Source organism: Flectobacillus rivi, assembly GCF_030056655.1.
Taxonomy (GTDB): domain Bacteria; phylum Bacteroidota; class Bacteroidia; order Cytophagales; family Spirosomataceae; genus Flectobacillus; species Flectobacillus rivi.
The window spans coordinates 90,292-104,363 of record NZ_JASHIE010000004.1 but is presented as its reverse complement, the minus strand read 5'-3'; the positions used below and the strand labels follow the sequence as shown (position 1 = coordinate 104,363).

Genomic DNA, 14,072 nt, shown 5'->3' with positions numbered 1-14,072 from the left:
GTATTTTTCAAAGTTAGGAGAAAAAGAGAAAAGGCACAAAGTTGAACAAGGATAGAGGCTTACAGTGAGTAAATGGTCAAGAGAGGTGTCAAAAACCATTTTTTCTATCTGTAAAAAGCCATAACATTCACAGAAATCAGCAATGCTCAACTTTTGAAGTCTGTCTATTTCTTGACAAAATAAACTAGTCACTTTGTGCCTAATCCCTCAATACCTGATCCCTCATCTATATTTTTTACCATAATTTATCCAAAACAGGTCGAAAGCTACGTACGATTCCGTAATTTTGCACCCGAAGTTGTCCCGAGTACGCCATATGTACCAAAAAACAATCTATTAGGACAGCCTCAAATGCTGAAAATGAACGAAGTATTAAGAATTGCGGTCCAAAAATCGGGTCGCCTTAGTGAAGATTCACTAAATCTTTTCAAGGAGTGCGGAATCAAATTTGATAATGGTGCTGGTAAATTAAAAGCGACATCTTCAAACTTTCCCGCAGAATTTTTGTTTCTCAGAGACGACGATATTCCTGGTTATGTAGAAGATGGAGTAGCGGATATCGGAATTGTTGGACAAAACGTTCATGTCGAAACAAGCAAGCATGTAAACGAAGTTAAATTACTTGGATTCTCAAAATGTCGTCTTTCAATTGCAATTCCTCGCAGCGAAACTTATGGCAGCGTAAAAGAATTAGAAGGCAAAAGTATTGCTACTTCTTATCCAGTGATTTTAGGTAACTTCTTGAAAGATAATGGTGTAACTGCCCATATTCATGAAATATCTGGTTCAGTAGAAATCGCTCCAAGTATTGGATTAGCACATGCTGTTTGTGATATTGTAAGCTCAGGAGGTACTTTGTTGAGTAATGGATTGAAAGAGGTAGAAGTTATTTTTCGTTCGGAAGCTATTATGATCGGCTATCCAAACCTTTCTCCTGAAAAGCAAAGTATTGTTAATCAAATCTTGTTTAGAATAGACTCAGTACAACGTGCTAAAAACCGCAAATATGTTGTGCTAAATACCAAACAAGAAAATATTGCTTTGATTCGCCAATTGCTTCCAGGTATGAAAGCCCCTTCAATTTTGCCCTTAGCAGACGAAGGTTGGGTGTCGATGCATTCAGTAATTGAGGAGCAGGATTTTTGGCAAAATATCGAAAAACTTCGTGATGCAGGTGCTGAAGGGATTTTGGTACTGCCAATCGAGAAAATGATTTTTTAATAATTGCTTTCAGCAAATGACATTTCGAGATTTGAAAATAATCTCAATGGGTTCAAAATTTCCCAAGCCGAATGCCAAAGGCTGAATGCAAAAAGTATTCCTTTTGCATGAAAATTATAAAATATCCATCACCATCCGAATACCAAGCGATTCTTACTCGCCCAGTACAGGATATGTCAGTGATTGAACAAAGAGTCATCCCTATTCTTGAAAAAGTAAAGAAGGAAGGTGACAAGGCACTTTTTGAATTGGCATTACAATTTGATAAAGTAACATTAGAAACGCTTGAAATGGATGCTTCAAAAGTAGAAGCAGCAGCAGGATTATTGAGCGAAGAGCTTAAAACTGCCATTCATGCAGCGTATCAAAATATTTATAAATTCCACGAAGCACAGAAACAAGCTCCTGAAAAAATCGAAACTACCACTGGCGTTACTTGTTGGCGCAAGTCGGTTGGTATCGAAAAAGTTGGAGTATATATTCCAGGGGGAACAGCACCATTATTTTCTACGGTGTTGATGCTTGGTGTACCTGCGCAAATAGCTGGTTGCAAGGAAGTGGTTTTATGTACGCCTTCTGATCACCCTGCGATTTTGTATGCGGCTAAACTTTGCGGTATTTCTAAAATCTTCCGAGTTGGAGGTGCTCAAGCAGTTGCTGCTATGGCTTATGGAACAGAATCTATTCCTCAGGTTTATAAAATTTTTGGACCAGGTAATCAGTATGTTACCGCAGCCAAAATGTTGGTAAACAAAGAAGGTGTGGCCATCGATATGCCCGCTGGACCTTCAGAAGTAGCAGTTTGGGCTGACAATTCGGCTAACCCTGCTTTTGTAGCGGCTGATTTATTATCACAAGCAGAGCATGGTATCGACTCACAAGTTTTGTTGGTATCCACTTCAGAGGAAATAATAGAGGCTGTAAACCAAGAATTAGAAAAACAATTGGCGGTATTACCTCGTGCAGAGTTTGCAGCTAAAGCTTTAGAAAACAGCCAAGCAGTATTAGTTGAAAATCAAGATATTGCGATTGATATGCTCAACCAGTACGCTGCCGAGCACTTGATTATGTCTGTCGAAAATGCAGAAGAATTATCCGAGCAAATCTTTAATGCAGGTTCTATTTTCTTAGGAAATTATACACCAGAATCAGCAGGAGATTATGCTTCAGGAACCAACCATACTTTGCCAACCAACGGTTTTGCTAAAGCCTATTCAGGGGTAAGTTTGGACAGCTTCGTCAAAAAAATAACGATTCAGAAAATTACGAAAGAAGGCATTCAACAGTTGGGTAATACCATTATTGAAATGGCCGAAGCCGAATCTTTACGTGCCCATGCCAATGCGGTTCGTGTAAGATTGGCATAATTTTTTGTCATAGAACCAACAAACTAGGTGATAGCTCCTCATTCGGTTGAGATGCGTCACCTTTTGTTGTTAAATGGGGCAGTATTGCCAACAGTCCGTAAACTGAGGCAATCACTAAAATTTACTTATTTCACTAAATCCAAGAAACAAACTTATGAAATTTGACATACACTCAGTCGTGCGTCCGCACATCTTAAATCTTGCTCCATACTCTTCTGCACGTGATGAATATACAGGTAAAGAAGGTGTTTTTTTAGATGCAAACGAAAATCCAATTGGTTCGGCAACGCCCGAAAACTGGAACCGTTATCCAGATCCTTATCAATTTGCGATTAAGGAAAAATTAGCTCCCATCAAAGGCTGTCGTCCAACACAAATTTTCTTAGGAAACGGTTCTGATGAACCTATCGATTTAATTATTCGATTGACTTGTGAACCAAAAGTTGATAATATTATTATATTACCACCAACTTACGGAATGTACGAAGTGAGTGCTTCAGTAAATAATGTGGCAATTCAGAAAATACCGCTTAAATCTGATTATCAATTGAACATTGATGCGATTTTGGAGGCGATAAATTCAAAAACAAAATTGATATTTATTTGTTCTCCGAATAATCCAACAGGTAACTTGATTAATCGTGAGGCAATTTTGCAAATCATCGAAAACTTTCAGCAAGGTATTGTTATTATCGATGAAGCCTATAATGATTTTTCTGATGAGCCGTCATTCATTCCAAGCTTAGACGAATACCCTAATGTGATGGTACTTCAGACTTTTTCAAAAGCTTGGGGATTGGCTTCATTACGCTTAGGAATGGCTTTTGCACAAGAAGAATTAATTACACTTTTGAACAAAATTAAATACCCTTATAATATTAATGGTTTGACGCAAAAGTTATTAATTGAGAATATAGACAATACAGATTTTGTGAAAAAATCGGTAGCTACACTCAACGAAAATAGAGCTCAACTTGAAAAAGAGTTAAGCGAATTACCAAATGTTGAACATATCTACCCTTCAGATGCGAACTTCCTATTGGTTCGTTTCAAAGAAGCAAAAGCTGTATTTGATTACTTAATTGAGAACAAAACAATCGTTCGTGACCGTTCAAAGGTGATTTTATGTGACAACTGTTTGCGTATCTCCGTCGGAACAAAAGACGAAAATTCCATTTTAATGGGTTATCTTCGTTCTTATGAGGCATAAATCAATTAAATAACAATGTTATGAAAAAATCAGTATTGTTTCTTCTACTCTTGGTAGCATCTGTAGGTGCATTTGCTCAAAACAAAGACTGGGCGATAGGCGGTAAAATTGGAGAACCATCAGGACTAAGTCTACGCAACTACTTAAGAAATGACAAAAATGCTATCGAAATTAATTTTGGAATTTATGGAGGTATCTGGGGTGTAAAAGACAGCTACAAAGATGGTGCATTCAACGGTTCGGGTATTGCTGTAAGCGGATTGTATCTATGGCATAACGAGATGGGAAGCAGTCGATTTAAAAACTACTATGGTTTTGGTGGACAAATCACTTCGAGAAAGTATTTTGTAGATGACACTTTCAATGGAGTTGCCTACAAAAAAGAAATTCCAGCGACAGGATTAGGAGGCGTAGGTTCGGCAGGATTAGAATATTTTTCTCCAGACTCGCCACTTTCTATCTTCATGGAAGTTGGAGCGTATGTAGAGTTAGTGCCATCAGTATTTTATTTCCACCCACAAGCAGGTATAGGAGCAAGACTTAATTTTTAAAAATAGAATTGGTACTTGCAAAAGTATTTTGAAATGATAACTTTGCAGTACCAATTCCAATGGGGATGTAGCTCAGTTGGCTAGAGTGCTTGACTGGCAGTCAAGAGGTCGTGGGTTCGAGCCCCATCTTCTCCACTTTGATTTTAAGGCATTTACAAGTTTTTGTAGATGCCTTTTTAGTTTTTATCCGCCCAATATCTCGCCAATACATTAATTTTAACCTTGTAAATATCCAAATACCTTCTGATCTAGCTATTGTAATAAAGCGTTGTTGTTCATACTTCTGTGTAAGAGCATCAAGTTTCCATTTATTCTTGGCTTGTATTAATAAATTATTCATTAGATATTACCAAACCCTATAACAAACATCTTTTAATATGATTGATATTCAAGTAATTATTCACAATTGTGAGCAGCAGGTTTGTCCTGTGCATGGAAAAAATCCTAAGGTAACTTATGAGGAGGATAACTTGGAGATTACAGCCTGTTGTGAAGATTTTAACGTGAGCATTAAAGAAATGTTTAATGAAGAACTTAGACAGGCGTTAGTTGAATATCTTCTAGTAAAACCTATGAGAGAGCGTAACAAAACATCCTAAATTTAAATATTGGACAAATTGACTTTGTTTTTTGTAAAGGACAATAAAGATAGTTATCACCAAAACTTTAAAATTAATGTCAGGAAAACATTCTTTTACGCTAACATTATCCAACAATATCACAGAGAAAGAGGGAGTAAATTACCTAATAGAAAATCATACAGGCTTCTTCAAAATTGACTTGTCAACTAAAAAGAAAATTTTGGATTTGCTACAGATTGAACATCGTTTCCTTCAATCCTTTGATATGATATATATCCCAGATTTTGTTGGGAAGGAGATTAATGGAGATGAAATAGAGACCTATTTGGAAGATATGGTACTGGTTGAACTAAAGACAACCAAGAAATATTTACCCAATAATCCCAAAGGTTTCTTTTTTGGCGCCACGGAGAACGAATTTAATTTTGGAGAAATATTGGGAGAAAAATTCAGATTTTGCTTTGTGAGCTTACATGAAAAAGGCTCTTCCTTCGCTTTACTAACTATTAAGGAACTAGAACTCATTATTCGAAATAAGAGAATACAGTATCAAATTAACTTATAAGTAATCGTGCAGAGTTAAGTTGAATAAATTAATAAAAATAAGGTGTTGGTAATCATAAAATTACACTCAAAACTCATACTTAAGTCACACTCACACCAACGTTATGATAAAAAGATACTCGCTTCAAATCTTAACATTAATTGTCTTGGCAATATGTGTTCATTCTAGTGCAGCAGTTCTTGCCCGAAAATGTACTGGGTCTAAATATTGTTCTGCCTGTAAAAATTGTAAATACTGTAAACATTGCGCCAAAAATGGAGGCACTTGTGGCATTTGTAAATAACTCCTTTCATTTCTAAAATGAATCTTTTACATACAGCACCTCTCCCCAACCAAGGATAGACGTTCTTTTTAATTCTGTAGTTTTGAAAAACTTTTTCATGCTTTGAGTAAAGTATTACCTATTCTGAGCTTTATTGTTTCGGGCATAAGCCTCTAACATTTTAAAACTTTATGTCATGAAATCCCAATTTATTAAAAACTACAGTCTTCTTTTATTCCTTTGCTGCTTGTTAGGTTTTACAAGTATGGCACAAAAAGCCTCTCAAGCTATTTCAAGACCTCTTTTGTTGAAGCAATTCAAACAAAATTTTTCCGATGCACAGAAACAGTATCAGTTTTTGGCTCAACATCTTCCCGCTGGTAAATTTCCTAAAACGTATTTTCCCAACACAGACCGCTATGAGTTTAGCAACTCTGATTGGTGGTGTAGTGGCTTTTACCCTGGCTCTTTGCTTTATATTTATGAACAAACCAAAGACCAAGCTACGTATCAGGAAGCTGAACGTATTTTGAAAGACCTAGAAAAGGAAAAGTATAATACCACAACCCATGATTTGGGTTTTATGATGTTTTGTAGTTTTGGTAATGCTAATCTTATTGCTCCAAAACCAGCATATAAAGAAATTTTGCTGACTTCAGCCAAGTCCCTTGCTACACGTTTTAACCCAAAAGTAGGCTGTATAAAATCATGGGATTCCAAGCCTGATGATTTTTTGGTGATTATCGACAATATGATGAACCTAGAATTGTTGTTTTGGGCAACCGAAGTAACGGGAGATTCTACCTATTATAAGATTGCGGTAACCCATGCGAATACAACGATGAAACACCATTTCCGTCCTGATTATAGTTCATATCATGTGATTAATTATGACGCTAACACTGGTGAGGTAAAACAGAAGAAAACGGCACAAGGATTTGCCAATGAATCGGCTTGGGCACGTGGTCAGGCTTGGGGTTTGTATGGATATACTGTGATGTATCGTGTGACTAAAAATCCAATTTACTTAGACCAGGCAAATAAGATTGCTAATTTCTATTTAAACAATCCAAACCTTCCAGCAGATAAAATTCCTTTTTGGGACTTCAATGCGCCAAATCAACCAGAAGCCTTGCGTGATGCTTCTGCTGCTTCAGTTGTAGCTTCGGCACTATTGGAATTACAAGGATATGTAAAGGCTCCTTTGGCTAAAACTTATGTGTCTTCAGCGGAGAAAATGCTTTGGAGTTTATCAAATTCTCCATACAAAGCTGCTTATGGCAAAAATGGTGGCTTTCTCATCAAGCATTGTGTTGGTCATATTCCTCAAAATACAGAAGTGGATGTGCCTTTAACGTATGCAGATTACTATTTCTTGGAAGCTATGAAGCGCTATCAAGAATTGAAAAAATAAGAATTATCAAAGTAAGATCTCTCTCAATTTGGTTCAAGGCTTAGATAAAATGCTTTGAGCCAAATTGATTTTTCACATTACAAACCTATGAAAAAACTTATCCTTGCCTCTCTTATGGCTTGTGCTTTAAGCTATCAAGCTACCGCACAGAAAACGAAAAAGAAAAAAGAAACGGCTATCGAAGTGCCTGCGCTTACTACACGTGAGATATGGCTCGCACATCTCGATCAGTTGTCACGACCTGTCTTGCAAAGCTTAGCAAATGATAGCCTCAAAATTAAAATGCCTGTCGAATTATCTGTTCATATAGATAACAAAGCAAGCCGTTCGCAAGTAGCGTATCTCGAAGCTTTCGGTCGTTTGTTGTGTGGTATAGCGCCATGGCTCAATGCTGAAGGCGGTAATCCCGCTGAGGTTGAGCTAAGAGATACATACAGACAATGGGCTGTAAAAGCCGTTGCCAATGCTGTAAATCCTCAGGCAAAAGATTATATGAAATTCGAGGGGGCTGGACAGCCTTTGGTCGATGCTGCATTTTTGGCATTGGCTTTTGTGCGCTCTCCTTGGCTTTGGGAGCATTTGGATACAGCAACCCAACAAAATGTGGTAAATTCTTTTGTGAAAACGAGAGAAATAAAACCGGGCTTTAGTAACTGGATATTGTTTTCTGGCATGATTGAAGCCTTTTTCTGCAAGTATGGCTATTCATGGGATATACTCCGTGTTGAGTATTGTTACCGCCAGTTTGAACAATGGTACTTGGGTGATGGTATTTATGGCGATGGCGAAAAATTTCATTTTGATTACTATAATAGCTATGTTATTCAGCCTTTTCTAGTAAATATTCACCAAGTTGTTAGTGCAAAAAATCCTTCTTTTAATTGGGCAGGTAAGAAAATTATGGAGCGTGCACAGCGTTACGCACATATTCAGGAAAAATTAGTGAATCCCGATGGTACATTTCCTGCCATAGGTAGGTCGTTGGTATACAGAGGAGGTGCTTTTCATCATTTGGCTGATATGGCTTTGGTTCATAATCTTCCAAAGGAAATTAGTGTTGCGCAAACTCGTGAGGCTTTAACGGCAATTTTGAAGAAAACAACAGAATCAAAATCAACTTTTGATGAAAAGGGCTGGTTGAAAATCGGATTTTATGGCGCTCAACCCGAAATCGCAGATTCATATATCACAACGGGAAGTTTATATTTATGTTCTTTTATTCTGCTTCCATTAGGCTTGCCAGAAACGGACGAGTTTTGGAGTTCAAGCCCACAACCTTGGACATCTCAACGAATTTGGCAAGGATTGCCAGTTCCACCAGATCATGCCATTGATTAAATGACTTTTAGTGCTTCAATCAGATAATTTTAATTGAAATTTCACCCAATAAATCCTTTTGTATAATGGCTTGAGTATAATTGTGTATAATTGACACTTATCACTACAAGTCAATCTCTGAAAGTTATGTAATCCCTTTAATAAACAAACCATGAAATTATTCAAATCTCTTCTAGGAATTGGTCTGTGCTTGTCAATAGCAGAAGCTACTGTCGCACAAACCACTCGAAATTATAATCCAATTATTCCTGACTTAGTTGCAGACCCAAGTATTGTAAAGTTCGGAGATACTTTTTATTGTTATGCGACAACTGACGGCTATGATAAAGGTTTAGCAACATCAGGACCTCCAGTCCTTTGGCAATCTAAAGATTTAGTGAATTGGTCTTTTGATGGAATATTCTTTCCATCGGCAGCCAAACAACTTTTTTGGGCTCCAAGTTATGCCAAAAAAGTAGGAAAAGACTATTTCTTTTACCCAACAGTCAATACACATATTTATGTAGCAAAAGCATCCTCTCCGAAAGGTCCTTTTAAATTAGTGGGAGAAGATACTTTTGAAAAAGGTAAAGCTCCTGCTCCGCTTGTACTAATGGATGGTCCTAAAAAGACCAAAGGAATTGATGCTGAAATCTTTATTGACGATGATAAAACGCCTTATTTGTTTTGGGCGCAACGTGGTGCAGCTAAGTTAAAGCCCAATATGACTGAATTGGATGGCGATATTCAGGTGATTCAAACTAAGAGAAATGGCTACTCTGAAGGACCAATCTTTTTTAAACGAAAAGGTATTTACTATTATATGTACACCTTGAGTGGTCATGAGCATTATGCCTATGCGTATCAATACAGCAAGGTGTCTCCTTTTGGTCCTTACGAATTCCCTAAGGAAGAAATTATCGCTAAAACTGATACTACTGAAAAAATCTATGGTCCTGGACACGGTAATGTTTTTAATATCGGCGACGATTATTATTTCACTTATCTCGAATTTGGTCGCTCAGGTACCAATCGTCAGGTTTGGATTAATAAAATGGATTTTAATGAAGATGGTACTATCAAACCCGTAAAATTGACGAATAAAGGTGTAAATCCATTGAATGTAAAAGATAAAGGATTGAAAATTGAGGAAACAAGTGCTTCTTCAACCAAGCCAGAATACAAAGTTCCACATATTTATGATGCAACACTCAAACGCACTGAATACTACAATCCAGCCAACGCAACGGATTGGTCAAATGGGACTCGTTGGATGGCTGACGCCAATGATTCTTTAGCCACTTTTACGGCAAAACTTTCAAAATCACAAACCATTAAGAAAGTAGAGATATACTTTGTGAAACCAACTGCTGGTCATGCATACATTTTGGAAGGCTCGCAAGATGGTAAAACTTGGGTCAAATGTGGAGGACATGATGATATTCAAATCAAATCCCCACATACAGATATTTTGAACAAGAAATTTCAATATCTAAGAATTAAGTTCTTGAAAGGAGTTGCAGGTATTTGGGAATTTAAAGTCCAGTAATTCCTCACATCGTGAATATTTATTAAAACCTCGGCTCTTTTGGGTTGAGGTTTTTCTATTTTGAGATAGGAATATTTGAGTAATCGGTAGGAACAAAAGAACTTTTCTTCCTTTTTGTTATCAAAAAAGATAAAATCGAAATGAAAGTACTGCTTTGCTAAATTGAAATATTATTTGGAAAATTTGTAAAATAAGCAAATCAAAATGAGGCTTAACCCAAGAAGATAAAATGGAAAAAGAGCTAAATTCGCTCAATAGGGGAGTTTTATGAAGTTCTAAAGGCTATAAAAACAAAAAAAGCAGACTCAGTAAGACTGCTTTTTTGAATTACACTTCATCAACAAACTAAAAACCAAATAAAACTACTTTTTTATATTCGTAGTCAATCTGATAATCTGGGAATAAAGGTAATCAGGAAATTTTATTTTGCCAAATCGTATATCCCCAAAATTTCAGATAATTGCTGTAGGAGAAGGACTCGAACCTCCACGGCGTAGTTAGGTATAGTACAAAATCTGGTGGTCAACCCCAGTCTATCTTGCGATAGGCATTATACTAACTTTATCCCGTAATCACCACCCCCGAGACAGGAGGGCACGTCTGCCAAATTTCATCACCCTACATTGTGTGTGTCGTTGTTCTTTTAACTTGACAATGCAAAGTTAACAGGTGTTCTGACATTTTGCAAATATTTTAGAAAAAAATGTTAAAATTTATAGTATTTTCAAAAATTCACTATTTTTGTTAACGAATCGTTAAAAATGATAATTCTCAAAGCCTCATTTTTTGCGAAATTGTTAATAAAAACTTTAGACTGTATTAATACCTATGGAAAAAGTACCAGGAATTGACCAAGTTGATTTAAAAATATTAGGGCTTTTGATGAGCGATGCTACTATGCCCTATACCGAAATTGCTAAAAAAATCCATGTTTCGAGTGGTACAGTCCATGTTCGGATGGCAAAAATGGAAGAAATGGGAATTGTTAAAGGTTCTCAATTGATTGTTGACCATACTAGGCTTGGTTGGGATATTTCGGCTTTTCTAGGTATTTATCTGGATAAAAGTTCGCTGTATGCTGAGGTAGCAGACCAACTCATGCAGATTCCCGAAGTGGTAAGTATTAATTATACCACGGGTATCTATTCTATTTTTGCCAAAATTGTTTGTCGTGATACCGTTCACCTAAGAGAAGTATTGCACGATAAAATTCAAAAAGTGGCAGGAATTCAGAGAACAGAAACATTTATATCATTGGAGGAGTCTGTAAATCGTTCGGTTCCGTTTGCTAATCCGACTTAAAAGGAGGGTTTAGGTGGTCTTTTCTTCAAAAATTAGGAATAATTAGGGGACATCTTAGAAAAATTCTAAACAACAGAACTTTTCTTGCGCTTTTTGGTTTATTTTTGTAGACCAATTATTTCAGTGAATGAATTCAAAGGTCAATAATTAGTTGAAAAGCTAACAAAAATCATTTTTTAGAATGATTTTTTAACATGCTTTAAAATTACTTCATTGTCTAGCACAAAATCACTGATATACCAATTGCTGTAACAGATTAAATACAATGGCAAAAGAAGAAATAGACATTCTCGAAGAAATCACCTCCTCGGAGTATAAATATGGTTTCGAAAGTCACTTCGAAACTGATGAAGTACCTGCAGGTTTGAATGAAGACGTTATCCGTCAAATCTCGGCTAAGAAAGACGAGCCAGAATGGATGTTGGAATGGCGTTTGAGCGCGTACCGTACTTGGTTGGGTATGCAAGAACCAGAATGGGCTAATGTTGACTATAAAAAAGTTGACTACCAAGCAATCAAATATTATTCAGCTCCAAAACAAACGAAAGTTGTTAATTCATTGGATGAAATTGATCCTGAGTTACGTCGTACTTTCGAGAAATTAGGTATCTCTCTTGATGAGCAGAAGCGCCTTTCTGGAGTTGCGGTAGATGCTGTAATTGACTCAGTTTCAGTTGCTACTACATTTAAAAAGACTTTGGCTGAAAAAGGTATTATTTTTAGTTCAATGTCTGAAGCAATTAAAGAACATCCTGAATTAATCAAAAAATACTTGGGTTCAGTTGTTCCCGTAAAAGATAACTTCTTTTCGGCATTGAACGCTGCGGTATTCTCAGATGGTTCATTCTGTTATATTCCAAAAGGAGTAAGATGTCCAATGGAATTGTCTACGTATTTCCGTATCAATGCGGCTGGTACTGGACAGTTCGAACGTACTTTGATTGTTGCTGACGAATCTTCTTACGTAAGTTACCTAGAAGGCTGTACTGCTCCAATGCGTGATGAAAATCAATTGCACGCAGCTGTAGTAGAAATCGTAGCACATGAAAATGCGGAAGTTAAGTACTCAACAGTTCAAAACTGGTATCCTGGTGATAAAGACGGTAAAGGGGGTATTTACAACTTCGTAACAAAACGTGGTATTTGTGATGGCGCTAACTCAAAAATCTCTTGGACTCAAGTAGAAACAGGTTCGGCAATTACTTGGAAATACCCTTCTGTGATTTTGAAAGGGGATAACTCTATCGGTGAGTTTTATTCTGTAGCTGTTACTAATAATATGCAACAGGCAGATACTGGTACGAAAATGGTACATATTGGTAAAAATACTAAGTCACGTATCGTTTCTAAAGGTATTTCTGCTGGCCGTTCTCAAAACTCTTACAGAGGTTTAGTTGAAGTGATGAAACGTGCCGAAAATGCTCGTAACTTCTCTCAATGTGACTCATTATTGATGGGTGACCGTTGTGGTGCGCATACTTTCCCATACATTGAAGTAAAAAATAACACAGCCACTGTAGAGCACGAAGCGACTACTTCGAAGATTGGTGAAGATCAAATTTTCTATTGTAATCAACGTGGTATTTCTACAGAAGCAGCTATTGCTTTGATTGTGAATGGATATGCTAAAGAAGTCTTGAATCAATTACCAATGGAATTTGCAGTAGAAGCACAAAAACTTCTCGCTATCTCATTGGAAGGTTCAGTAGGTTAATGAATCGAGTTTTATTCTGATAGATATAAAAACAGCTTCTATTTTCGATAGAAGCTGTTTTTGTTTGTATCGTCGTGTATTAAATTTATCTTCACATTCAAACTGTTACTAAATTATTCTTATCTCTATGATCAATTATAATCCTAAAGAATGGTTCACCTTTATTTTTCGCTTTCACAAAGCCGATACTTTCAGAAAATTGTTTCCTATGTTGATAGCCATAGGGGCTTATTCTGGCTTGATTGCTTATTTGGAAGTAGATGTTTTTAAATTAAGTGAAAATTCACATATCAAAAATATTCCAGCTATGCATGGAATGCTAGGTTTTGTGATTTCTATGTTGTTAGTATTTAGAACAAATACTGCCTATGACCGCTGGTGGGAGGGGAGACGTAACTGGGGTGCTTTGACAAATGCCTCACGCAATTTTGCCATTAAAATTCAGGCGATAGTGCCCAAAGAGCTGGTAGTAGAAAGAGCCTTAATTGAAAAGCTTATCGTAGAATATGCTTTTGCTTTAAAACGCCATTTGCGTGGTCATCAGAATGATAGTGAGTTGTTTATTTCTGAATATAAAGTAAAGTCTGAATATCATAAGCCTAATTATATTGCCAAATTGCTTGTGGATCAAATACAGGCATTGTACGCGAAAAGTATCATTTCTGGCGAGCAACTGCTCTTTATTAATGAAGAAATTCGAACCTTTACGGATATTTGTGGAGCTTGCGAACGTATAAAAAATACGCCAATTCCTTTTTCCTATACGGTCTTTCTGAAAAAATTTATCTTCTTTTATGTAATGACCTTACCCTTTGGGTATGTTTTTACGCTAGGTTATATAGTGATTCCAGTGGTAGTTTTTGTGTTTTATGTGTTGGCAAGTTTAGAGCTGATTGCAGAAGAAATTGAAAATCCATTTGGGACAGATGCAAACGACTTACCATTAGCACAGATGTGTAAAAATATTCAAAAGCATATAGGTGAAATATTTCAAGAAGAATCAGTTTTAAGATAAAAAG

General features: G+C 36.6%; 12 protein-coding genes and 1 tRNA gene. All 13 read left to right on the top strand.

What is annotated here, in order from left to right:
• The first annotated feature begins 360 nt into the window (after nucleotides 1-360).
• The 13 genes from hisG to QM481_RS06550 all read left to right on the top strand — a co-directional run bounded on the left by hisG (nucleotide 361) and on the right by QM481_RS06550 (nucleotide 14,068).
• Nucleotides 361-1,221, top strand: a complete 861-nt coding sequence (gene hisG, locus QM481_RS06610; RefSeq protein WP_283381150.1) for an ATP phosphoribosyltransferase — start codon at nucleotides 361-363, stop codon at nucleotides 1,219-1,221.
• A 107-nt stretch (nucleotides 1,222-1,328) separates the two neighbouring features.
• Nucleotides 1,329-2,588 carry a histidinol dehydrogenase gene (gene hisD, locus QM481_RS06605; RefSeq protein WP_283381149.1) on the top strand — a complete coding sequence of 420 codons (1,260 nt, stop codon included), beginning with the start codon at nucleotides 1,329-1,331 and terminating at the stop codon, nucleotides 2,586-2,588.
• 154 nt (nucleotides 2,589-2,742) lie between these two features.
• The gene (gene hisC, locus QM481_RS06600; protein ID WP_283381148.1) at nucleotides 2,743-3,798 is read left to right on the top strand and encodes a histidinol-phosphate transaminase; all 1,056 of its coding nucleotides are present in this window, start codon (nucleotides 2,743-2,745) and stop codon (nucleotides 3,796-3,798) included.
• 20 nt (nucleotides 3,799-3,818) lie between these two features.
• The gene (locus QM481_RS06595) at nucleotides 3,819-4,349 is read left to right on the top strand and encodes a hypothetical protein (RefSeq protein WP_166551518.1); all 531 of its coding nucleotides are present in this window, start codon (nucleotides 3,819-3,821) and stop codon (nucleotides 4,347-4,349) included.
• Between the two features lie 61 nt (nucleotides 4,350-4,410).
• Nucleotides 4,411-4,484: transfer RNA gene (locus QM481_RS06590), tRNA-Ala, on the top strand.
• A 242-nt stretch (nucleotides 4,485-4,726) separates the two neighbouring features.
• Nucleotides 4,727-4,948, top strand: coding sequence for a hypothetical protein (locus QM481_RS06585; protein ID WP_283381147.1), 222 nt, complete (start codon nucleotides 4,727-4,729; stop codon nucleotides 4,946-4,948).
• A gap of 76 nt (nucleotides 4,949-5,024) precedes the next feature.
• Nucleotides 5,025-5,495 (top strand): hypothetical protein, encoded by a 471-nt coding sequence (locus tag QM481_RS06580; RefSeq protein WP_283381146.1) that lies wholly within the window; start codon nucleotides 5,025-5,027, stop codon nucleotides 5,493-5,495.
• A gap of 458 nt (nucleotides 5,496-5,953) precedes the next feature.
• Entirely contained in the window at nucleotides 5,954-7,171 is a 1,218-nt protein-coding gene (locus QM481_RS06575) for a glycoside hydrolase family 88 protein (protein WP_283381145.1), read from the top strand.
• Between the two features lie 87 nt (nucleotides 7,172-7,258).
• On the top strand, nucleotides 7,259-8,509 hold the full coding sequence (locus tag QM481_RS06570; RefSeq protein ID WP_283381144.1) for a DUF2264 domain-containing protein: 1,251 nt from the start codon (nucleotides 7,259-7,261) through the stop codon (nucleotides 8,507-8,509).
• A 151-nt stretch (nucleotides 8,510-8,660) separates the two neighbouring features.
• Complete coding sequence (locus QM481_RS06565; protein ID WP_283381143.1) at nucleotides 8,661-10,037, top strand: family 43 glycosylhydrolase; 1,377 nt, start codon at nucleotides 8,661-8,663, stop codon at nucleotides 10,035-10,037.
• An 828-nt stretch (nucleotides 10,038-10,865) separates the two neighbouring features.
• Nucleotides 10,866-11,339: an Lrp/AsnC ligand binding domain-containing protein gene (locus QM481_RS06560; RefSeq protein WP_166551512.1), complete on the top strand. Its 474-nt coding sequence runs from the start codon at nucleotides 10,866-10,868 to the stop codon at nucleotides 11,337-11,339.
• 265 nt (nucleotides 11,340-11,604) lie between these two features.
• Nucleotides 11,605-13,053 carry a Fe-S cluster assembly protein SufB gene (sufB, locus tag QM481_RS06555; RefSeq protein WP_095163022.1) on the top strand — a complete coding sequence of 483 codons (1,449 nt, stop codon included), beginning with the start codon at nucleotides 11,605-11,607 and terminating at the stop codon, nucleotides 13,051-13,053.
• A gap of 127 nt (nucleotides 13,054-13,180) precedes the next feature.
• On the top strand, nucleotides 13,181-14,068 hold the full coding sequence (locus QM481_RS06550) for a bestrophin family protein (protein WP_283381142.1): 888 nt from the start codon (nucleotides 13,181-13,183) through the stop codon (nucleotides 14,066-14,068).
• Nucleotides 14,069-14,072: the final 4 nt, after the last annotated feature.